Here is a 21,305-nt window from a genome sequence, read left to right as displayed (position 1 = left end):
GAGGATTACTGCTTCGAACGTATAGCCGCGTTGAATACTTCCAGGGCTCGCGTAGCGGCTGGCTGGATCTGCTTTACATCAGTGTTCGGAGGGTTCGGGCCCGGTTGATTTCGCAAGGCCAACTGGGCCATCGCGACGGCGGGGTCGGGTGACAGCTGATCGTCAAACAAAAAGGTGTCGGTGATCTGAAGCTCATCAAAACTTTGCTGGCTGAGTGTGGGCGTTGCGAGTATGCGCAAGAAGGTTGCTGCAAGGTGACGGCGCGCCGCCACCTCTTGCTTTTTCGCCTCTAGGGCCTTCTGTAACTCGGCAGAAAATGCCTGGCTGTTTGCCTCTAGGCGGGCTTTCTTTTGATCGGCAGTTTCCCCTGCGGGCGCCGCCTTTAGTAGGGCTTTCGCCGCCGAGAACCATGCGGAATCCAGAGGCTTGGAGAGCTCGCATGAGACTTGGCTGGAAAGTCCTTTTGGTGATGCGCAATAGCCCGTCGCAAGCTTCTCGACGGCATCGACTTTGGATGCTTCATCGACATCGCCCGGCTTGAGAGTCGTGATGAGAAGAATCTCCGCCTGTGAGACTTCGTCCTCAATGGCCGATGACGCAATTGCACCCGGTTCGTCGCTGGGAAGGCCGAAATGGCTCTCTTCAAGTCCCGTGAGTGCAGCAACGATTTGACGGCCATCGGCACCCGTATCATTCAGCCGCGCGGCAATGTTTCGTGCCCCCCGGATTGCCGTCTCACGATCTATGATGGCCTCCTTGGTATCGGCCAACCCCTCCATCAAGCTGCATGAGGAGTGGAACTGAACAATATCAGCCATCGCGATTCCAAACGGATAATCGGCATACGTTGATACCAGTTTTTTCCTTAGCGCATTGCGCTTTTCGGTGCGATTTTTGTCTATCGCCAGACGGATCACTTCTACGGCCTGATTGGCGAAATAGTTTCGGTCCAGCGAGGCGCTGCCCATGATCGAGAGTGCACTCAGAGCGGAGTAGAGATTTGATGGGTCCGTTGCATCTGTGAGGCTGGCCGCAGTCGATGCTATGCCAGCAAACATTTCCGTTCCAAATCGCGTATTGGTTTGGACACCGACGAGGGTGAAAAGGTAATTGCGGCAAGCATGTTCTGAGGCGAAAATCAGCTGGTTGGCTGTCGCATTCCGTATCGCAAGCTTTCGGTCGTCTGGCAGATGTTCCAGCGCCATAATAAGGCTTGAAAATACTTGATTTCCGTCTGTGTTCCATGTCTGAAATTCGAGCGTGCTGGGGGTGTTGGTGTCCTCGACCTTAGCGCGCTTCTGTTCTTCCGTGTCGCCTGGAAGGAGGCCGCCTTCAACTTTGAAGCACTCGTCAGGAATTTCGAAGGGCGTTCCAAGACGATCCTTCTTGGGGACGCAGATCTCGTTGAATAGAACTCGGTTTATATCTATCTCAATGCGCGTGGACTGATCGTCACTAAACTCATATATCGCGCCTGGATATGTACGCAGCGGCCCCTTCGATATGCATGCGGTCATGAAGAGCATGATTATGATTGCGATAGCTGTGCTGATGTTTTTCATTATCGGCCCCCCAGCCGAGTTCGAAGTAGACCCACTACCTATGGTTATTTACCATAAACCTATGGTTATGTCGAATCGTTCTGGACCCGAAATAAAAAGCCCGCCCTCCAAAGAAGAAGGGCGGGCGTTTGTTGGCTTGGCACTGAGACGTGTGTCTAGTCGAGGCCGAGGGCGGATTCGATCAGGGACCAGTCGACCAGCTTGAAGTTCTGGTCGACGCCTGAGGCCGGATTGCCATCATCCTGAACGACGAGAATGCCTTTCGGGAAGCCCGGCAGCGCCGCAGAGCTGACATCCAGACCATCCGTATGCGTTACAGCGTCGATGGAGCCGTCGGCATTGGCCGTTACGGTGAAGACGCCGCGCGGCGCATGAGGGGCTTTCAGGTCATAGACGACAAACCGGTCTGCGGCCTGGGACGACGCAACAAGGTAACCCGCGCCATCTGCACCGGCCCAGATGTCCATGCCTTCAACATCGGCGACCAGGCCATTCTGTGCGGCGATCGTGTCGACGCTGACCGGGGCGGCAGACCAGTCATTCAGGTCGAGTTTCCAGATGCCGTGCTCTTCTTCACCGAGAAAGACCTGACCATTGGCTTCGTCAAATACACAGCCTTCCAGTTGAAGCTGGCCGAACTGGCCAACCTGGATTTCAGCGACCAGCTCCGGGCCTTCACTCATCTTGTCGGTCTGGACAGACCAGACCTGGGCCATGCCGTCCTTATAAGTGGGCATTGCGTAATAGGTGGTGCCGACCTGACCAGCACAGATGCCATAGGGTTCGTCTTTCTGTGTTGGCGTGTCGCCAACATGGCTGACCGTGGCGGTGACCGGGTCGATGGCAAACCAGCTGATGGAATTGGTTTCGTCATTCGAGGCGACAGCGACATCGCCGCGGAGGTCGACATTGTTGACGCGGCCGACATCAAGGAATTGAAGCTCTTCGCCTGCGAGATTGTAGACGTGGAGGCCTTCATCCTTGTTGGTGCCGAGCACCAGGCTGTCAGCCGGGTTTGCGACATTCACCCAGACAGCCGGATCGTCCGCCTTGTCGCCTGTGCCTGTCATGGGCGCCGTTTCGATAGATGCCGGGATGGGCGCAGTGTCGATGGCGTAAATCTGCTGGGCAGGCTCTGTGGCGCAGGCAGACAGAAGCAGGGCGGCGAGGGGAATATAGCGTTTCATGAACACTCCTCAGGGGCTGGGACAAACAGGGTTCGGGTCGGTATTCCCTGCGTCCGGCGCAAGATCAAGACGCGCGGGCGAGTTTTCACAAATGTGCCATGATGCGCGTCTGTCGGACATGAAAAAAGCAGGCCAATTGGCCTGCTTTTCCCGGATAGTGATCTTGTCGAACTTGGCTCAGGTGCCTTGACCTGGCGCCGGGGTCCGCAATGCACCGCGCTGGGCTTCACCAGCCATTTTCTCACCTTGAGCCTCATGACGGGCCCACTGTTCTGCAGTCATGCAGATCTTGCCAGGATAGACTTTGCCCGGGATCGCTACGCGCTCACAGATCATGTTCTCGTCATTGGACGCATCGGCGACCGAGTAGCCCTCTTTCTTTTTGAGGGCGCAGCCGGATACCGCGATCAGGGCGGCCAGAGCCAGAATTGGTGCTTTCATGAAAAATTCTCCCGCTAATTGTATCCTTCTAGCAGGAAAAACACCGGGTGCACCCCCTAACGCAAGGAAAATGTACCCAAACGATTGCAGATGCACAGGGTTTTGGCTGAGTGCCATGCGTTCAAGCAAAACCGGGCGAGGATCGCTCCCCGCCCGGCTTTCGGTAAGTCTCGTCAACCCAGCCTAGTAGGTCAGGCGGGCACCGATGACATAGCGGGCACCATATTCGTCATACTGAGACAAACGGCTTTCTGCGCCGTGATAATAGTATTCCGGCTCGTCGGTGAGGTTCTTGCCTTCGACATAGATCTGGAGGTTGTCGTTGACGTCGTATTTGGCTGACGCTTCGACGCTGAGGTGATCGCTGGTGTAGCGGTCCAGATCGGCGCCGAACAGCTCGTCGAGATAGTCATCGCGGAAATTGGCCGAGATGCGCAGATCCCACGGGCCCTTGTCGTAGCCGATGGAGGCGTTCCAGATGAGATCGTTCTGCTTGAGCAGCGGCACGTCGCGGGTCTGGGCCACATCCTCTTCGTCCGGGACGGACGCTTCAGATTCAACGATGGTGACATTGGCGGAGGCGAGGAAGCCTTCCCAGAAGCCGCCCAGGAAGTCGAGCTGCTGGACATAGTTGAGTTCGAGGCCCTGCACCGTGGCGGTCTCGCCATTGATGTAGGTGGCGACTTCTTCGATGTCCGCACCGGCATCGCCAAGGAAGCCCAGATCGATGGAGCCTGGCAGCTGGTCAATGTCATAGGTGGCGCCGAAGATCGGGTTGCGGATGTCCTTGTAGAACAAGCCAGCCGACAGGACCGACAGCTTGGTCGGGTAGTATTCGATCGACAGGTCGAAATTGTTGGCCTCGTACGGGTCGAGATTGGGGTTACCCATTTCGACTTCGTCGCGGTCATCATTCAAGGCAGCTGTCGGGCGCATCTCACCGAAGGCCGGGCGGACCAGCGAAGCGTAATAGGCTGCGCGGCCGACGACATTTTCGGAGAAGGCATATTTCAGGTTCAGGCTCGGCAGGACGTGGACATATTCATCGTCGAACTGGCGTGTGCCGACCTGGTCTGGATCGCCACCCTCATAGAAGACATTGCCCGTGGTTGATACGTCGGTGGCTTCGATACGCGCCCCGGCAACGACGGTCAGGTCGTTGATCTGGAAGGTGCCCATGCCGTAGCCGGCGATGATCATCTCGTCGATTGTGTAGTCACCGGCGAGGCTGTCGAAATTCGTACCGTCTTCGTCCAGCTCATCGGCGGTGAAGGTTCCGCGCAGGGCCCGGGTCAGGCCGGCGCTCGGCCATTCGAACATCGGGTTGTTCATGCGCCAGCCGGAAATCTGGCTGTTGGCATTGATGTAATCGGTCAGGGCGACATCGTCGCGTTCCCAGATGAAGAGGTTCTCGTCACGGACCTTTTCGCGGTCGCGGACCTTCACACCCATTTTCCAGGTCACGGGCGTATTGCCGAGGACGGTGTCATTGGTCAGGTCGAGCTTGTAGGCCCATTCAGTGTCTTCGTTGACCGTGAACTCCTGCTCGTAGGCGTCCATTTCATAACTGGCCGGGTCATACAGGAAATCGATGCCCGTGCCGGAGAGCTTCGGTTTCTGCGGGTCGGAGTTGTCCCACACGACGATGCCATCGCCTTCCATGTCGTCGGAGCGGAAGGCTACGTCGTGATTGTTGGAATCGTCTTCTTCGGCATAGGCATAGGAGACTTCGTAATCGACGGTCCAGTTGCCGGCGAAAGTCTTGCCGCCCAGCGCATAGGTCTGGATCTTGCGGGTCTCTTCGCGCTGGCGGACTTCGACGTCTGCTTCGGCGAAGTTGAAGTTGTAGAGGTTGCCGTCAACGCTGACACCTTCTTCGGCGAGGTCGCGGAACTCGAATTTGTTGCGGACTTCGTCGTCCGTGTATTCGTTGACCAATGTGCGCAGGTAGAGCTCAGTGTTCTCGGTCATGCGGTAGTCGACATTGAAGACGAGGCCGACGCGCTCGCGCGTCAGGTCGTACCAGCGCATTTCATAATCATCGTTCGGAATGAAAGCGTTCAGGTCGTCGTCGAAGCCCCAGCCGCCGGTTTCGTTGTTATGGGCCTGAATGCCGAGGCTCTGATAGTTGATGGAGGCCGCAACGCCGAGCTTGTCGCCAAACACGTTGGAATAGGTCAGCGTGGCTTTCGGGGAGACGTCTTCGGTCAGCTCATTGTAGGAGCCTTCGATCTTGGCGCGGATGAACTGGCCGTCGCGGTCAAAGGCGGAGATGGTCTTGAGGTTGATGACGCCGCCGATTGTGTCGGCATCGACATCCGGGGTCAGGGATTTCTGGACTTCGATACCGTCCAGAAGGTCAGATGGCACACCATCCAGCAAGACGCCGCGGCGATCTTCCGGAGACGGCGTGCGCACGCCGTTGATGGTGGCTGAGATCAGGTCAGAGTTGATGCCGCGGATCGAGACATAGCGGCCTTCGCCCTGGTCATTCTCGATGGACAGGCCAGCCACGCGGGCGAGCGAGTCCGCCACGGTCGTGTCGGGGAAGTTGCCGAGGCCATCGGAGTCGATGACGCTGATGATGGCATCGGAGGCGCGCTGCTGGTTGATCGCACCGGCCTGGGCCGCGGCCGAGCCGACAACGAGAATGTTGTCGAGATAGCGCACATCGCCGCCAAGCTGGATGCTGAAATCGGTGTCGCCAGAGATCGACACTGTGTCGGTGACCATGTCCGCGCCGACATAGGAGACGCTGACCGTGTAGTCGCCGGCCGGGACACTGGTGAAGCGATACTTGCCGAACCGGTCGGACGAGGCGGTACGGCCCAGTTCCTCGATCGTGACAATCGCGCCCTGCAGCGCAGCTTCGCCGGACGCATCGGTCACGGTCCCTTTCAGGATGTCGGCGGCAGCAGCCTGCGCCATCACAGCAGTGGCAGCTCCGATCAGGAGGAGCTTGCGGGAAGTAAAGGTCATGGGAGGTCGTCCTTGCTCTGGGAATCCGTATTAAGAAGTCTACGCTTCGAAAACTGCGGCCCCGTCCCACGCCAGAGTTACGGCTGGATGACAGATGCGTAATGTTTTTATGACGCCCCCGGAATTCTTAGGAAAATGGGGCAAGTGCCTGCCATGCGGGGAAAAATTCGTGCCTTTCCCGCAACACTTATTGGCGTCGCTCTGAGGTTGAGCAGGCGAATCATCCCGAAAGCTTGAGGGTTTTCGGAGCCTGAATTCGACGGGATCCGCACCCATGCGACATTGCCCCTCTCACCGCAGGAGGCCCGAATGATCCGACAGCCCCATCGTCAACGCCTGATCCGGCAGGTCCGGCTCCAGCGCCTGTTGGGGCGGAGCATGGCGGAGATCGCGGCGCAGGTTGGCCGGGGCGCCAGCACAGTCTGGCGTGTGATCCGGGACAATGGGCTCGACGCTCCGGAGAGACCGCTGGAGCGTCAGCGCCTGTCGCTGAGCGAAGCGCACGACATGGCAGTGGACCGCATGATTGCGGCGGATGTGACACCGGAGGAGTTGCGCGCGCTGAGTGGCCTGATCATGCGGCTGGCGGCGGAAATCCGGCGGATGGAAATGGCGGTGGCGACTTGGGAAGGGGATGAGGATGTGCGGATTGCCGGACGTGCCAACGAAGACGAAACGGGCGAAGACGCCGAAGACGAACTCTCTCCAGCCGCTGAGCAATGCCGGCTGGACGCCCTTGCTGCCGGATTTCAAACAAAGGGCGCGTCAGGCGGCGCAGAGCAACGACTGGAGCACGCTGGCGGATTGGGAGTGCAGCCTGGTCAGCCAGAATCCGTGGATTCTGCACGCCCGCGATATACAGGTGCCGCCGCCGGGCGGATGGCGGAGCTTCGTGTTCATGGGCGGACGCGGCGCTGGGAAGACGCGGGCGGGGGCCGAATGGCTCCGCTGGTCGATGATTCACGGGCGGTGTCACCGGGCGGCGCTGGTGGGACCCGCCCTGCACGATGTGCGCGAAGTGATGATCGATGGGCCGAGCGGGCTGAAATGGATCGAGCCGCTGAAGTGCCGCCGCCCACACTACTCGCCCAGCCGGCGGATCCTGAGCTTTGACAATGGGGCGGAGGCGCATGTGTTCTCTGCCGAAGATCCGGACAGTTTGCGCGGGCCGCAATTTGATGTGGCCTGGTGTGACGAGATCGCCGCATGGATGCGGGGGCAGGCCGTGTGGGACACGTTGCAGATGGGGCTGAGGCTGGGCGCGGACCCGCGCGTGATGGCGACGACCACGCCGCGACCGACGGATTTCTTCAAGGGTCTGCTCACCGGGCCGGGGACATTGGTGCGTCAGGCCAGCATGGCCGAGAATGCGGAGAATCTGTCAGATGGGTTCGTGGCGGCCATGCAGGCGGCCTATGGCAACAGCGCGCTGGCCCGGCAGGAGATTCATGGCGAATTGCTGGAAGATGCCGAAGGCGCGCTGTTCCGCAGGCAGATGATTGATGCGGCACGGGTGAGCGCGCCGCCCATGCTGGAAGATGTGATCGTGACGGTGGACCCGCCCGCAACGAGCGGGCCAGCGGCGGATGCCTGCGGGATTATTGCGGCGGGCGTGCGCGACGGGGTCGCCTATGTGCTGGCCGATGCGTCGGCGCCGGGCCTGAAGCCGCTCGACTGGGCGAGGCGAGCGGTTGCGGTGTGCCGCGAGGTTGGCGCGCGGGAAATCATCGCCGAGTCCAATCAGGGCGGCGAAATGGTGCGGCAGGTGCTGGAAAGCGCCGGGGCGGATGTGCCGGTGCGGCTGGTGCATGCGCGGCTGGGCAAGCGCGCACGGGCCGCGCCTGTGGCGACGCTGTATGAGCAGGGGCGGGTGGCGCATGTCGGCCTGTTGCCGACGCTGGAAGACCAGATGTGCCAGTTCGGCGCGGAAGGGTTTCGCGGATCGCCTGACCGGGTGGATGCGCTGGTCTGGGCCATCTGGGCACTTTTGCAGCAGGGCAATGGGCCGTGGGTACGGGTCTTGTGATCTGCCTTGATCTTGCCAGACCCGTGATCGAAGGTGCGGGTCGGAAGCGAGGGATTTCAGATGAGCCAGATGACACGCCGGGCCTTCACGGCGACCGGACTGACCGCAGCAGTGGCCGGATGCGCGACTGTTCCGCAGGCGCCGGGCGTGGTGATGAAGCCCGTGCCGCCGGTCCTTGTGTCTGCCGACCGGGTCGTGCGCGTGGATGTGGGGCTGAGGCCCTACCGGGCGTCTGGCTTCCGGGTGGAGCGGGAAATGCTGGGCGAGACGGCGGTGGTCCACAATTACGGGCATGGCGGCGGCGGGATCACCCTGTCCTGGGGCTCGGCGCAGCTGGCCGTGGAGGAAGGGTTTGATCCGGATGTGGCGGAATATGCCGTGCTGGGCGCGGGGGCGCTGGGCCTGTCGACGGCGATGTTGTTGCTGGAACGCGGGGCGAAGGTGACGCTCTATGCCAAGGCGCTGAGCCCGAACACGACCTCCAACATCGCAGGCGGGCAGTGGTGGCCGGCGTCGGTGTATGACAGTGCGGCCATCGGCCCCGGATACATGGACCGGCATGTCGCGGCGGCGCGTCATTCTTTCCGGCGGTTCCAGTTACTGACAGGGCCGGAGTACGGCATCAGTTGGGAAGTGAACTATGTCTTGTCAGACCGGCCCGTGACAAACCAACCCGCGCGGGCGGGCCACCCGATGGAAGAATTCGCGATCAATGTTGTCGATTACGCGCCGGGGGAATTGCCGTTCACGACCGCCCATGCGCGCAGTTTCGATACGATGATGGTGGACACGCCGCATTATCTCCGCAAGCTGGAAGACGGTATAAGGGAACGGGGTGGACGGATCATCGTGCGCGCGTTTCAGGACGCTGCAGAGGTGGCGGCATTGGACGAGACGGTGGTGTTCAATTGCACCGGGCTGGGCGCGGGCAAACTGTTTGGCGATACCGAAATCCATCCGGTGCGCGGCCAGCTCGTGATCCTCAAGCCGCAGGCCGAGATCGACTATAATATCATCACGGGCGGCAGCGCCTACATGTTCGGCCGCCGCGACGGGATCGTACTGGGCGGAACCTTCCAGCACCATAACTGGTCGCTGGAACCGAGCGATGCCGACACTGCCGCGATCCTCGCGGCCAATCGGAGATTGTTTGCGGGTGGGGTGGAGGCCTGACTGTGATCCGCGCAATATGTGATGTGATGGGAGTCGGCGAGAACCCCCTCTAACTCCCCCTTTTCAAGGGGGAGAACAGACCGGGTGTGCCGTTGGCGTTCCTCCCCCTGCAAGGGGGAGGACAGGTGGGGGTCTGAGCGGACTAGCCTTCGCGCTGCCGGATCAATTCGATCTCGGACCTGATCCGTTGAGCCACCGCCTCAAGCGACTCATCGATATGAGAGACCGGAATGCGCATAATGGAGATCCCTCGCTCGCCAAGAAAGGCGTCTCGCCGGGCATCGCGGTTCGGATCATGCCAGTCGCCATCGATTTCGACGGCGAATTTCAGGGACGGGCAGTAATAGTCGAGAAAGTAAGGCCCGACCGGGTGTTGGCGTCGAAACGATACCCCCATCTGCTTGCGACTCAGCACAAGCCACACCTTGTATTCCGTCTTCGAAGCAGACTGGCGAAGGGCACGGGCGCGGCGGGTTTGCTCAGGCGTGCGCGAGAACTTGTCCGCCATGATGCGTCAGCCCCCGGTGCGGAAGGCTTTCCGGCCGAAATAGGCGTTCTTGGGGGCGGGGGGCGTGTCGTCTGCGCTCGTGTCTTCGGCGGCCTTGGCGGGTTCAGTCGGTGGCGGATTGGTGCCGTTCATCAGGCCGCGAATCCAGGCGCAGGCGGCGCCAGCCGTCGAGACTTCAAGGTCCGGGACAGATCGATCCATGCGGCGCGCCAACTGGCGGGCCTGGTGGGCGGTCAGCGATTTCAGCGTGGTTTCGAACAGGTCGACCCCGACGGTCTCGCGCAAATGCTTCATGTCGTCCGTGGTCTGACCGGCGGAGATCATCAGCTTTTTCGCCAGCAGCATTGTGGCCGCCGCAAAATCCTTCTCGCCCAGCTTGGCAAAGCGATCGCGTTGGTTGAGCAGGGATTCCAGCGCTACGGCGCTGCGGGGAGTGGCGGTGTCGCTCATTGAATTTTCTCTCGTACTTCCTTGAGCAGGCTCTCGATGATTCCGAGCGCGTCACCGGGCCATTTGGCCTGCAGCGTCGGCTCCGGGCCAAGCTCGATCGGGTTGGTGGCAAAGCCCTGTTTCATCGGGATGACCGTGTCGAACATGTCGAACTCGGTTTCCTTGGCGCTGGCGGCCTCACGCATGGCATTCAGCACGACTTGCTGGTGCGGCGTGCCATCATAGCGGGTGGCGAGCACGCAGGGCAGGTTCTCGATATCGCGGTTGCGGAGGTTTCGCATGATATCGCCCGTGAACAGGTCGAGGCCGAGTGTGGACATGAAGTCCGGAATGGTTGGTACAATGATCAGGTGGCTGGCGGCGAGGACGGTTTCGGTCATCACCGAAATGCCGGGAGGGCAGTCGCAGATGATGACGTCGTAGTCCGCCTTCAGCTTCTCGAAATCATCGCGCATGCGGCGGCCAACCTGGCCCTGCAGCGCTTCCATGGAATAGCCCTTGGCGGTCAGCTCATAGATCAGCTCGCGCTCGGTCTTGCGCAGACGCGGCGAGGACGGGATCAGGTCCAGTTCGAGCGGCTTGCCATTATAGCTGACATCAGAAGCGTCGGTGACGATGAATTCCGACAGGCGCTTGTGCTCGCCAGCGAAGAAATTCTCCAGCAGCCAGTCGGAAATCGTGACGTAATCATTGATGGCCTGAAAGAGGTGCTCGTCGCCTTCATGGCCGTAGACCAGCAGGGACGCATTGGCCTGTGTATCCAGGTCCACCACCAGTGTGCGAAAGCCATTGGCCGCAAAAGCTTCTGCCAGACTGACACAAGTAGTGGTTTTGCCAACGCCGCCCTTGGAGTTGGCGACGGAAATGACACGTGCCGACATTCTGTAAGCTCCTTTGCCCCTGATCGAATGGCGAAAGAGCAGATTTGCGCCCGTCTGGCTATGGCTGCGGGCCAAGAAAATACAGGGATAGTGACCGGTTAATCCTCAACTATTTCGCCATAGCGGACTGATTTTTCGCGACTTTTCCAAGCTGAATCCGATGGGGGTGGCGAGGATTTAATTTCTGCTCATCAACGCAAATGGAGCAGCGCCCCTCATGAACCCGATCTGGCCCTTCAACCGTCGCCCGCGCGAGGCGAAATCCGTGCCCCCTCTGGTAGCGCTATCCGAGGTGGGTGAGGCCCGTTGGGGCAGCCGGGACGGCGCGGCCCTGACGCGGGACGGATATCTGGCCAATGCCATTGCCTATCGGGCGGTCCGCATGGTGGCGGAGGCGGCGGCTGCGGTGCCGCTGGTCACGGCGCATGAGGGCGCGAGCCGCCTGTTGCGACGGCCCCAGCCGGACGGCATTGCGACCGAATTGTTCGAGACGGCCTATTCCCAGCTCCAGCTGACCGGGAATGCGTTCCTGGAAGGGGTGCGACTGGAGGCGGCGGACGGGGCGGGAGTGTCGGCGCTTTATGCGCTGGCCCCGTCCGCCATGCGGCCGGTTGCGGATGCGCGCGGATGGGTCGAGGCTTGGGCCGTGCGTGAGCGTCATGGCGAGCGACTGATCCGGCGCGATGCCGAGACCGGCTGGAGCCCCGTGCTGCACCTGAAACTGTTCAACCCGGTCAGCGACACGATGGGCCTTCCGCCGCTTGGCGCTGCAAGGCGGGCGCTGGACTTGCACAATGCGAGCGCCGACTGGGCCAAGGCCCTGATCGACAATTCGGCCAAGCCGTCGGGCGCGCTGGTCTATGGCGGGCATGGGCGGATGCCGCCGGACCAGTTCGACGCGCTGAAGGCTGAGTTGGAAGGCATGTATTCCGGCGCGGCGAATGCGGGACGGCCGCTATTGCTGGAAGGCGGGCTGGACTGGCGGCGCATGTCGCTGTCGCCGGCAGAGATGGATTTCCTTCAGGCGCGGCATGGCGCGGCGCGGGAGATCGCGCTGGCGCTGGGCGTGCCGCCCATGCTGATCGGCATTCCGGGAGATAATACGTATTCGAACTACAAGGAGGCGAACCTCGCCTTCTGGCGGATGACCGTCTTGCCGCTGGTGCAGAAGATGGCGGCGGCGCTGTCGGCCTGGCTGGATGTGCCGTTCGGCGCGGAAGTCGAGGTACGCGCGGACATTGACCGCGTGCCCGCCCTGTCGGCCGAGCGCGACGCACTTTGGGCGCGGCTCGAGGGCGCGAGCTTTGCGACCGGCGAAGAGAAGCGAAAGCTTGCGGGGCTGCAGCCATGAAGCTCGACCGGAAAGTGACGGTAGGATTCCTCGTCGCCGTGCTGGTGCAGACCGGCGGGGCGCTGGTCTGGGCGGGCGCGGCAGCGGAGCGGATCTCGACGCTGGAAGACACGGTGCGCGATCGCCGCAGCGTGGTCGAGCGGCTGGCGCGTGTCGAGGAGGGCGTGGACCGGATGGAAAGCCAGCTGGACCGGATCGAGCGGCGATTGGAGGGCGCGGATGAGTAGGGGTGTGTTTCCTGGGGGGAGTCCGGTGGACCCCCACCTGTCCTCCCCCTTGCAGGGGGAGGAACGCCAACGGCATGTCCGGTCTGTTCTCCCCCCTGGAAGGGGGGAGTTAGAGGGGGGTCTTCGAACGCGGAGGCCAATCCTCATCGAAGGCTATGCCTCGCTGTTCGGTGTACCGGATGCGAGCGGAGACGTGGTGCGGGCGGGCGCCTTTGCCCGCAGCCTGCAGCGGGGCACGCAACTGCCCATGCTGTTGCAGCACAGGCCCGGCGCCATGGCCGGACGCTGGGTGCGGATGATCGAGGATGGGCGCGGGCTCTATGTGCGTGGTCTCGTCGAGGGCGTGGCGGCGCGGTCCCTGGTGGCGCAGGGGCTCAGCGGTCTCTCCATCGGGTTTCGCCCGCGCCTCTGGAATGCACGGCGCCCGGATGGGCGGGAACTGGTCGAGGTTGACCTTGTCGAAGTTTCCCTCGTGACCAGTCCGATGCAGGCACGGGCGCGGTTTTCCCTGCTGGGGGCGGAGGCAAAAGCGGCGTGACAGGGAAACCCGCGCGCGTGCTTCGACTTCGCTCAGCATGAGCGCTTTGAAAGTACGGAACTCATCCTGAGCGACGTCGAAGGATGATGGATTTGAGAGGAATGGAGACAATATGACCAAGGAAACCAAGATGGCGGGCGGCGGCGATGCCGAACTGATGGCCGCCTTTGCCGCCTATACCGAGGCGAATGATGCCCGGCTTGCCGAGATCGAAGCCAGGGGCACAAGCGATCCGCTGACGGATGAGCGGCTGTCGCGCATTGACCGGCGGCTCGAAGCGCTGAGCCTGAAAATGGCCCGGCCGGAGGCAGGCGAGGGGAAGACGGCCGACGAGGATGCGCGCAGCGCGGCCTGGGGGCGATATTTGCGCAGCGGCGATGATAGTGGGCTGTCACGGCTCAACGTGAAGGCGCAGGAAGGGCCACGCGTCAAATCCCTGCCGGTGATGGAAGCGCGCGAGGGGGCGGGCCTGCCCTCGGTCTATGGCCGGATGCGGGTCGGCGGTCAGGTGATCTGGGCGGCCCGCTTCAAGGAGACGAAGACGACGCGGCGGGCGAGTAGCAAGGGTGGGCCGAAGGTCACCGAGTATGATTATTCGGTCAGCTTTGCCGTGGCGCTGGGCGAGGGGCCGATCCTCGGCGTGCGGCGGGCCTGGGCGAATGGCGAGGCGTTTGACCTGTCGGGCGTGGTGCACCGGGTTTATCCGGGCGATGAGACGCAAGAGCCAGACCCGCTGATCGAGATGATCGAGGGCGAGGCACCGGCCTATCGCGGGACGGCCTATATCGTGTTTGAGGATCTGCCACTGGAGGCGTTTGGCAACCGGCTGCCGCAGCTCTCCGTCGAGGTCGAGCGCGTGCCGCCGGGCGGGTCTGAGCCGGGATTAGGCGATGTGGTGACGGGCGTGAACATCATCCCGGCCTCGGGCGAATTCGTCTATGCGACCGAGATTGTGCGGGAACAGAGGTTTCCGGGGCATGAGCGCGCATTGAATGCGTGGTCCGGCGAAGCGCGGGCAGATTTCCTTGTGTCGCTGGACCAGTTGGAAAGTGATCTGCCGAACGTGTCACGCGCGGCGCTGACGGTCGGTTGGTTCGGGACCAGTATCGAGGCGGGGGCGTGCGAAATCCATCCGGGCGTGGAAACGCGCGAGCGGGTAACGGTGCCCTATGCGTGGCAGGTGGCGGGTGTCGCGCGGGGCGATGCCTTTGTCATTTCCCGCGATGAGGACGGCCATCCGAATTATGGGGGCACGCCTGCGGATCGGTGCGTCATCGGCGCTATTCAGGAGATGAAAGCGCGGGGGCTGTCTGTCACGCTGTCACCCTTCCTGTTCATGGATAGCGAGGGCTTTCCCTGGCGCGGGCGGATCGGCGTGTCGACAGATGGCACCGCGGCGGCGCGCAGTGAGATTGATAGTTTCGTAAGTGGCGCGAACGGGTTCCGGCGCTTCATCCTGCATCATGCTGGGCTGGCCGCCGAGGCGGGCGGGGTCGAGGCGTTCCTGATCGGCAGCGAGATGGTGGGCCTCAGCCGCGTGCGGGATGCGACGGGCGCGTTTCCGTTCGTTGAGGCGCTGGTGGCGCTGGCGGCGGAGGTGAAGGCGATCCTTCCGGGGGCGGAGGTCTCTTACGGCGCGGACTGGACCGAGTATGGCGCCTATGTGCCGGGGGACGGATCGGGCGATGTCCTGTTTCCGATGGATGCGCTCTGGACGAGTGCGGATGTCGATTTCGTCGGCGTCGACTGGTATCCGCCGCTGGGGGATTGGCGTGATGGCGACGATCATCTCGATGCGCTGGCAGGATATGCCGCGGAGGATGATCCGGCCTATCTGACGTCCCAGATCGCGGGTGGGGAGGCGTATGACTGGTATTATGCGGATCAGGCTGCGCGCGATGCGCAAGTGCGTACACCGATCAATGATACAGCGCATGGCGAGCATTTCGTGTTCCGACAGAAGGATATCGCCGGCTGGGCGGGCGCGTATCATCACGAGCGTCCGGGCGGGGTGCGCGCGGCGACGCCGACCGGATGGGTGCCGGGGATGAAACCCGTTCGCCTGATGGAAATCGGTTTTGCGGCGGTCGACAAGGGCGGCAATGCGCCGAACCTGTTCTACGATCCCAAGAGCAGCGAGAGCGCGCTGCCACCCTATTCGAGCGGGGCGCGGGACGAAGTGTTCCAGCGGAGGGCATTGGCGGCGGTGTTGCCGCACTGGGAGACGAGCCCGCTGGTTGAAGCGGCTTATCTCTGGGCGTGGGACGGGCGGCCCTTTCCGGCCTGGCCGCTGAAGGAGGAGGTCTGGAGCGATGGCGGCAATTGGGCGCGCGGGCACTGGCTGAATGGGCGGTCGGGCCTTGCGCCGTTGGCCGATGTGGTGGCGGATATCTGCGCCCGGGGCGGCGTGGCGGCGGTCGATGTGTCCGGGCTCGATGGTATTGTCGAAGGCTATGGGCTGGACGGGGTGCATTCGGTGCGGGCGGCGCTGGAGCCGCTCAGGGCAGCGTATGGCTTCGAGTGCGTGGAGCGCGGCGGGGCGCTGGTGTTTCGCATGGCGGGCGAGGGCGGCGTGCTGGATGTGGCGTCCGGCGCGCTGGTCGAAGGCGGACTGAAGAAGACCCGCGCCCTGCTCGACAAGGCACCGGCGCGGCTCAGGTTGACCCATGTTGATCTTGAGGCGGACTATCAGCCGGGCATGGCGGAGGCGCGAATTGACGGCGGTGATGCAAGGCTGGTGCAGGACGTGGCCCTGCCGCTGGCGCTTGGGGCGAGCCGGGCGGAGGCGGTGGCCGGGGCGCTGCTGGCATCGGCGGCGAGTGGAGAGACGGCGATGTGTGCGCTTTCACTGTCGGCGCTTGCATTGGAGCCGGGGGATGGGCTGCGCGTGGAGGACGGGCCGGTCTGGCGTGTCACGGATGTTGTCGACCGGGGCGGTGTGCGGGCGCTGACCTGCCGGGAGGAGGTTGCCGCGATGCCGCGCGTGCGGGCGGGCGAGGCGGGCAGCGCGCCGCCGGCTGCGCCTGTATTCGGCGGGGTGGACCTTGTCGTCATGGATGCGCCGAGCCTGCCGGAGTTTGGCGAAGGCGTTGGGCCACTCGTGGCGGCGTGGGCCGATCCGTGGCCGGGTGAGGTGGTCGTGTCTGCCGGTCTGGCCGACGACGCGCTGAGCGAGGCGGTGCGACTGGAACGGCCGGCGGTAATCGGGCGGCTGACGGAAGCGTGCGGCGCGGGGCCGGTGGGGCGGTGGGACCGCGCAAATGCGCTGGATGTGTATTGTCCGGGCGGAGAGTTTGCGAGCCTGCCGGAAGATCGTGTCCTGTCGGGCAGCAACGCCGCGCTGCTGGAGACGGCTGCCGGCTGGGAATGTGTGCAGTTTGAACAGGCTGACCTGATCGCGCCCGACACATGGCGTCTGACCGGGCTGTTGCGGGGGCAGCGAGGGAGTGTGCCCGGCGACGCAGCGATTGGGGCGCGGTTGGTGATGCTGGATGCGGCGGTGGCGCGGGCACGCCTTGGCGGGGAGGCCTATGGGGCGGAGCTGGTCTGGCAGGCCAGGGCGGATGATATCCCACAGACGGCCATGTTCGAGGACTGTGCGGGCCTGCCCTGGCCTGTGGCGCATCTGCGTGTGCGGGCGGACCAACTCAGCTGGACCAAGCGCGGATCGGATGTGCCAGAAAGCTGGGCCATGCCGGAGGCGGAGAATGCCGGACGGTTTGCCGTCGGGTTCGATATGGGGGCGGGATTTGGCGATCCAGTGGTGGTGAACGTACCGTTTGTGGAATGGCCTGTCGGCGCTGCCTCAGCGCGGGTGGCGGAGATTGGGGCGGACGGGCGAACTGGGTTGTGGGCGGTGATTTAAGACCTGCAGCACGTATCGGGTGGCGGCGTTTGGCGCGCTTCGGCAGATTGGCAGGCATAAATTCAGGAGCCCACCATGACATTCCAGATTACCGGTCTCGCCGCCGAGACGTTTGCGCATTTGCCGAGCCTGACCGAGGCCGAACTTGCGGTGCATAACATTCAGAAAATCGTTGCGGATGTGAGTCCCGGCTTTCCCTGCCGGGTGAGTTTGCAGGACGCTGCGATTGGGGAGACGCTCTATCTCCTCAACCATACCTATCATGATGAGGCGACGCCCTACCGGGGCTCGCATGCCATCTTCGTGCGCGAAGGTGCGGCGGAATATGTGCCAGCCAAAGGCGAAGTGCCGGAGGTTCTGGCGCGGCGTCTGATTTCGATTCGAGGTTTCAATGCAGCGCATGACATGGTGGCCGCCGATGTGGTCAAGGGGGCTGGACTTGGCGCGGCAATCCCGTCCATGCTGGCGTCTGAGGGGGTTGCCTATCTGCATTTGCACAATGCCAAACCGGGATGCTTTGCGGCGCGGGTTGATCCGGTAAGGTAATATCCGGGTTTCATTACGGTTCCGGACATCCTAACTGTGATCGGATATCAGATTCGTGACTGGAAGGATTTCCCGCCCTTGGCCCTCGATCCCTATAAAGTGCTCGGCGTTGACCGCTCGGCCAGCGAGGCCGAAATCAAGAAGGCGCATCGCCAGAAAGCAAAGGATTTGCATCCGGACCAGAATCCGGACGATCCCAAAAAGCTGGAAGCTTTCAAGCAGGTCTCGCAGGCATGGGACATTCTTGGCGACAAGGAAAAGAGAGCCAAGTTCGACCGCGGCGAGATTGACGGCGACGGACATCCGACCGGCTTTGGCGGCGGCTATCCGGGCGGCGGGCCCGGCGGCGGGGGACAGCGCTGGGAAACGCGCGGCGGTGGCAACCCGTTTGGCGGCGCGCAGGGCGACCCATTCGAGGATATCCTGTCCGGCATGTTCGGGGGTGGCCGGTCGCGGCGCAGCGGGCCGGTCAAGGGTCGTGACGTACGCTATCGCGTGACGATCGACTTTGCGGATTCCGTCACGGGCGCGCGACGGCGCATGACCATGGCCGACAATACAGCGCTGGATGTGAATATTCCGGCAGGCATTGAATCTGGGCAGACGCTACGTCTGAAAAGTCAGGGGCAGGCATCGCCCAATGGCGGACCGCCCGGAGACGCCTTGCTGGAGGTTGAAGTGAAGCCCAGCAGCGTCTGGGAACGCGATGGCAAGGATCTGCGCATGTCAGTACCGATCGATCTCAAGATCGCGGTGCTCGGCGGCAGTGTCGAGGTGAAGACACCGTCCGGCCCGGTGACTTTGAAAGTTCCTGCGGGCTCCAATACCGGCTCTCAATTGCGTTTGCGCGGCAAGGGTGTGCAGACATCCACGCCGGGCAATCTCTATGCCCGACTTGAAATCGTGCTGGATGATCCGAAAGATGACGGGCTGAAAGCCTGGGCTGAAGGGCGCTAGGCGACCTCGATCTCGAAAATAGGATTGTCGGCCAGCACGCGGGCAACCATGTCCTCGAACGGGGCGGGAGCGGCAATCAGGTAGCCCTGCAATTCCTCGCATGCCAGCTGGGCCAGCGCTTCGGCCTGGTCTTCGGTTTCAACACCTTCGGCCACGACCGGAATGTCCAGCGAATGGGCGAGGTGGATGATCGCCTCGACAATGGCGCGGGATTTTACGTTGGCATTCATGGACGTCACGAAGGAGCGGTCGATCTTGATCCGGTCGAACGGGAAATCCTGAATATAGCTCATGGACGAATAGCCGGTCCCGAAATCATCCAGAGAAATCTTGATGCCGAGCGCTTTCAGATCAAGCAGGATGCTGGTGGCGAGCTGGGTGTTGTGGATGATTGCGGTTTCCGTGATCTCCAACTCAAAGCGCTCTGGATCAAGTCCGGTCTGATCGAGTGCGGTGCGAACATGGTCGACCAAGTCCGGATCGAGCAACTGGCGGGCAGACAGATTTACGGCCACCGTCTCCTTGCCCGACCATTGGCTGGCTGCAGAACATGCAGCGAAGATGGTCCAACGTCCGATATCATTGATCAGCATGCTCTGCTCTGCCAGGGGAATGAACTCATCCGGGCCGATCAGGCCGACATTTGGCCGATTCCAGCGGATCAGCGCTTCCCGGCCGACAATGGCACGCGAGGATGCGCTGACTTTCGGCTGGAAGTGCAGCACGAATTCGTCATTCTCTATCGCCTTGTGGAGCGCGCGTTCGAGATTGCGCTTTTCGATCTGGCGTTTGTGCAGAATGGCATCATAGAACCGTACACAACCGCGTCCGTCAGCCTTGGCGGAGTAAAGCGCGCGGTCGGCAAAGGTGAGGATGCGGGCAGGGCTGGTCGCGCGTTGTGGGACGATTGCGATGCCGATACTGCCGCCGCAGTTCAGCGTTCGCTTGCCCATGGCCAGTGGTTCGGAAATGGCGGCCAGTATGTTGTTCGCAACCCGGGTAACCTCTTCGGGAGTGGATCGGCCGCGCACCAGAACAGCAAATTCATCCCCCCCGAGACGGGCCACCATGTCCTTGTCAGACAGCTGGTTGGAAATACGGCGGCCCACCGCCTTGAGGAGCGTGTCTCCAGCGCCGTGGCCGTACTGATCGTTGACTTCCTTGAATTCGTCCAGATCAATGATCATGACGGCCAGGTTCTTGCGATGCTCAGCGTCTTTGCTGACAGACGATTCAAGCGCCATATTGAAGGCAACCCGGTTGGCCAGGCCTGTCAGAGTGTCACGGTAAGCGAGTGCGCGCACACGGGCTTCGGCGCGGATGCGCTGGGTCATGTCATGAACCGCAAAGAAGACGAAATCTTCGTTTGTGTCCTCAGTGCGCCGACTGGAGATCGTGGCGATCATCTCACGGCCATCTGCGAACCGGATGCGGCGTTCGCCATAATCCCGGTTTTCCTTCAGGGAGAAGGTCTCGTCTTCAATCTGGAAAAGGTCCTGAACAGAGCGACCCGACAGCTTTGGCAATCGATCCACATCCGCCAGATGGCCCAGATCCTTCAGGTCTTTGAGGTCGCTCAAGCGGTCGCTGAACATGATCCGTGCGGCCATATTGGTCTGGAGGACGAGACCATCAGCTGACACCATGAAGAGACCTTCGCTGCTTGAATCAGCCAGCACGGACAATTTGCGTTGTTCCTTGTGGCGAAGTCGCTGGAAATTACTATCGAGGCCGGCCGCAAGGGCGGAGAGGACCACCACGACCAGCATGGCGACGGCGATGATTGCGCTGAGGCCGGTGGTGTGAAGGGCAACTATCGGCGTACTCAGGCCCCTGATCGGGATCAGGGTTGTGCCGGACGCGCTGACAAAGTGAATGGAGATGACCGCCAGTACGCTGGTGACTGTGGCGATCGCCGTGCTCCAGCGGACATTCGAGTTCGCGCCGAGCAAATAGGTGCCGACATAGCCCAGGAAGCCGAGCACCATTGCGGCTGTGATGGTGATTGTATCGTACTCGATTACGGCAGAGGCGCTCAGCGCCGACATGCCATAGAAATGCATTCCGGCCACGGCAGCGGTCGCGATGCCTGCGCATGCCAGACGAAGCGTGCCATCCGCGTTCAGTCGCAGCAACAATGCTGTGGTGACGAAGCCAGCGACAGAGATAAGGGCGGACACGATTGTGCGACCCGCGTCGAAGACGATTTCGAATCCGGGTTTGTAACCGAGCAGCGCGATGAAGTGGGTGGCCCAGACCCCGAGGCCTACAACTGTGCCGGCGGCAATCGCCCACAGGATCTTGTTGCGGGTCACCAATGCAGCCTGGCTGCGATAGTAGATGATCAGGGAACAACAATTGCTGAATGCCAGGACGAACAAGGAGGCAAGCACGTGCTTCCAGTCATGCTCCGTCGTTATGCAGTTCAACACTTCGTACATCTGAAAGTAAAAATCCTTTTACGGGATTTTCATGCAGATGATTACGTTACCAAAAAACAAACCCTACTGTGTCAATCCGGGGCCACTCTGCCGGTTTTGGAAGGATGAGAAAAATTTTCGGTAACTTGTCGAAAACGTGCCTTCTGTATGTTTGATTACAGAATCAAGTGACG

General features: G+C 61.9%; 16 protein-coding genes. 8 read left to right on the top strand and 8 right to left on the bottom strand.

Going from position 1 to position 21,305, the window contains the following annotated elements:
- Window positions 1-5: 5 nt before the first annotated feature.
- The 4 genes from CFA77_RS12790 to CFA77_RS12775 all read right to left on the bottom strand — a co-directional run bounded on the left by CFA77_RS12790 (window position 6) and on the right by CFA77_RS12775 (window position 6,169).
- Window positions 6-1,526, bottom strand: coding sequence for a hypothetical protein (locus CFA77_RS12790; RefSeq protein WP_206991028.1), 1,521 nt, complete (start codon window positions 1,524-1,526; stop codon window positions 6-8).
- 191 nt (window positions 1,527-1,717) lie between these two features.
- Window positions 1,718-2,749, bottom strand: a complete 1,032-nt coding sequence (locus CFA77_RS12785) for a phytase (RefSeq protein ID WP_206991027.1) — start codon at window positions 2,747-2,749, stop codon at window positions 1,718-1,720.
- 177 nt (window positions 2,750-2,926) lie between these two features.
- Window positions 2,927-3,190, bottom strand: a complete 264-nt coding sequence (locus CFA77_RS12780) for a hypothetical protein (protein ID WP_206991026.1) — start codon at window positions 3,188-3,190, stop codon at window positions 2,927-2,929.
- Between the two features lie 183 nt (window positions 3,191-3,373).
- On the bottom strand, window positions 3,374-6,169 hold the full coding sequence (locus CFA77_RS12775; RefSeq protein ID WP_206991025.1) for a TonB-dependent receptor: 2,796 nt from the start codon (window positions 6,167-6,169) through the stop codon (window positions 3,374-3,376).
- 898 nt (window positions 6,170-7,067) lie between these two features.
- Here CFA77_RS12775 and CFA77_RS12770 point away from each other — a divergent pair.
- Both CFA77_RS12770 and CFA77_RS12765 read left to right on the top strand, forming a co-directional pair.
- The gene (locus CFA77_RS12770; RefSeq protein ID WP_206991024.1) at window positions 7,068-8,195 is read left to right on the top strand and encodes a DNA-packaging protein; all 1,128 of its coding nucleotides are present in this window, start codon (window positions 7,068-7,070) and stop codon (window positions 8,193-8,195) included.
- A 60-nt stretch (window positions 8,196-8,255) separates the two neighbouring features.
- Entirely contained in the window at window positions 8,256-9,368 is a 1,113-nt protein-coding gene (locus CFA77_RS12765; RefSeq protein ID WP_206991023.1) for an FAD-dependent oxidoreductase, read from the top strand.
- A gap of 142 nt (window positions 9,369-9,510) precedes the next feature.
- Here CFA77_RS12765 and CFA77_RS12760 read toward each other — a convergent pair whose 3' ends face one another.
- Genes CFA77_RS12760 through CFA77_RS12750 form a run of 3 tightly spaced genes read right to left on the bottom strand, consistent with a single transcriptional unit; the run spans window position 9,511 to window position 11,207 of the window.
- Window positions 9,511-9,876 (bottom strand): endonuclease domain-containing protein, encoded by a 366-nt coding sequence (locus CFA77_RS12760; RefSeq protein WP_206991022.1) that lies wholly within the window; start codon window positions 9,874-9,876, stop codon window positions 9,511-9,513.
- A 6-nt stretch (window positions 9,877-9,882) separates the two neighbouring features.
- Window positions 9,883-10,326, bottom strand: a complete 444-nt coding sequence (locus tag CFA77_RS12755) for a hypothetical protein (protein ID WP_206991021.1) — start codon at window positions 10,324-10,326, stop codon at window positions 9,883-9,885.
- The gene (locus CFA77_RS12750) at window positions 10,323-11,207 is read right to left on the bottom strand and encodes a ParA family protein (protein ID WP_051607473.1); all 885 of its coding nucleotides are present in this window, start codon (window positions 11,205-11,207) and stop codon (window positions 10,323-10,325) included. The genes CFA77_RS12755 and CFA77_RS12750 overlap by 4 nt, the downstream gene beginning before the upstream one ends.
- 217 nt (window positions 11,208-11,424) lie before the next feature.
- Between CFA77_RS12750 and CFA77_RS12745 the strand changes: the two genes are divergently transcribed.
- The 6 genes from CFA77_RS12745 to CFA77_RS12720 all read left to right on the top strand — a co-directional run bounded on the left by CFA77_RS12745 (window position 11,425) and on the right by CFA77_RS12720 (window position 18,691).
- The gene (locus CFA77_RS12745) at window positions 11,425-12,558 is read left to right on the top strand and encodes a phage portal protein (protein ID WP_242517357.1); all 1,134 of its coding nucleotides are present in this window, start codon (window positions 11,425-11,427) and stop codon (window positions 12,556-12,558) included.
- Entirely contained in the window at window positions 12,555-12,785 is a 231-nt protein-coding gene (locus tag CFA77_RS12740) for a hypothetical protein (RefSeq protein ID WP_206991020.1), read from the top strand. The genes CFA77_RS12745 and CFA77_RS12740 overlap by 4 nt, the downstream gene beginning before the upstream one ends.
- A gap of 139 nt (window positions 12,786-12,924) precedes the next feature.
- Window positions 12,925-13,323 (top strand): HK97 family phage prohead protease, encoded by a 399-nt coding sequence (locus CFA77_RS17140; protein WP_256434993.1) that lies wholly within the window; start codon window positions 12,925-12,927, stop codon window positions 13,321-13,323.
- Between the two features lie 112 nt (window positions 13,324-13,435).
- On the top strand, window positions 13,436-17,188 hold the full coding sequence (locus CFA77_RS12730; protein ID WP_206991018.1) for a glycoside hydrolase/phage tail family protein: 3,753 nt from the start codon (window positions 13,436-13,438) through the stop codon (window positions 17,186-17,188).
- 75 nt (window positions 17,189-17,263) lie between these two features.
- The gene (locus CFA77_RS12725; protein ID WP_206991017.1) at window positions 17,264-17,734 is read left to right on the top strand and encodes a DUF1203 domain-containing protein; all 471 of its coding nucleotides are present in this window, start codon (window positions 17,264-17,266) and stop codon (window positions 17,732-17,734) included.
- A gap of 36 nt (window positions 17,735-17,770) precedes the next feature.
- Window positions 17,771-18,691 carry a DnaJ C-terminal domain-containing protein gene (locus CFA77_RS12720; RefSeq protein WP_242517355.1) on the top strand — a complete coding sequence of 307 codons (921 nt, stop codon included), beginning with the start codon at window positions 17,771-17,773 and terminating at the stop codon, window positions 18,689-18,691.
- Here the strand turns inward: CFA77_RS12720 and CFA77_RS12715 are convergent.
- Window positions 18,688-21,132 carry an EAL domain-containing protein gene (locus CFA77_RS12715; protein WP_206991016.1) on the bottom strand — a complete coding sequence of 815 codons (2,445 nt, stop codon included), beginning with the start codon at window positions 21,130-21,132 and terminating at the stop codon, window positions 18,688-18,690. The genes CFA77_RS12720 and CFA77_RS12715 overlap by 4 nt on opposite strands.
- Between the last annotated feature and the right edge of the window lie 173 nt (window positions 21,133-21,305).

Source organism: Hyphomonas sp. KY3 (assembly GCF_017309975.1).
GTDB lineage: Bacteria > Pseudomonadota > Alphaproteobacteria > Caulobacterales > Hyphomonadaceae > Hyphomonas.
Note: the sequence above shows the minus strand (reverse complement) of the source record. Positions and strands in the feature narration are given on the sequence as shown.

Excerpts from the sequence above, each read along its gene's own strand:
- CFA77_RS12780 (WP_206991026.1), bottom strand. The coding sequence starts at position 3,190 with ATGAAAGCACCAATTCTGGCTCTGGCCGCCCTGATCGCGGTATCCGGC.
- CFA77_RS12745 (WP_242517357.1), top strand. The coding sequence starts at position 11,425 with ATGAACCCGATCTGGCCCTTCAACCGTCGCCCGCGCGAGGCGAAATCC.
- CFA77_RS12790 (WP_206991028.1), bottom strand. The coding sequence starts at position 1,526 with ATGCTCTTCATGACCGCATGCATATCGAAGGGGCCGCTGCGTACATAT.
- CFA77_RS12715 (WP_206991016.1), bottom strand. The coding sequence starts at position 21,132 with ATGTACGAAGTGTTGAACTGCATAACGACGGAGCATGACTGGAAGCAC.
- CFA77_RS12740 (WP_206991020.1), top strand. The coding sequence starts at position 12,555 with ATGAAGCTCGACCGGAAAGTGACGGTAGGATTCCTCGTCGCCGTGCTG.
- CFA77_RS12770 (WP_206991024.1), top strand. The coding sequence starts at position 7,068 with ATGGGCGGACGCGGCGCTGGGAAGACGCGGGCGGGGGCCGAATGGCTC.
- CFA77_RS12725 (WP_206991017.1), top strand. The coding sequence starts at position 17,264 with ATGACATTCCAGATTACCGGTCTCGCCGCCGAGACGTTTGCGCATTTG.
- CFA77_RS12785 (WP_206991027.1), bottom strand. The coding sequence starts at position 2,749 with ATGAAACGCTATATTCCCCTCGCCGCCCTGCTTCTGTCTGCCTGCGCC.
- CFA77_RS12755 (WP_206991021.1), bottom strand. The coding sequence starts at position 10,326 with ATGAGCGACACCGCCACTCCCCGCAGCGCCGTAGCGCTGGAATCCCTG.
- CFA77_RS12760 (WP_206991022.1), bottom strand. The coding sequence starts at position 9,876 with ATGGCGGACAAGTTCTCGCGCACGCCTGAGCAAACCCGCCGCGCCCGT.
- CFA77_RS12750 (WP_051607473.1), bottom strand. The coding sequence starts at position 11,207 with ATGTCGGCACGTGTCATTTCCGTCGCCAACTCCAAGGGCGGCGTTGGC.
- CFA77_RS12765 (WP_206991023.1), top strand. The coding sequence starts at position 8,256 with ATGAGCCAGATGACACGCCGGGCCTTCACGGCGACCGGACTGACCGCA.
- CFA77_RS12730 (WP_206991018.1), top strand. The coding sequence starts at position 13,436 with ATGACCAAGGAAACCAAGATGGCGGGCGGCGGCGATGCCGAACTGATG.
- CFA77_RS12775 (WP_206991025.1), bottom strand. The coding sequence starts at position 6,169 with ATGACCTTTACTTCCCGCAAGCTCCTCCTGATCGGAGCTGCCACTGCT.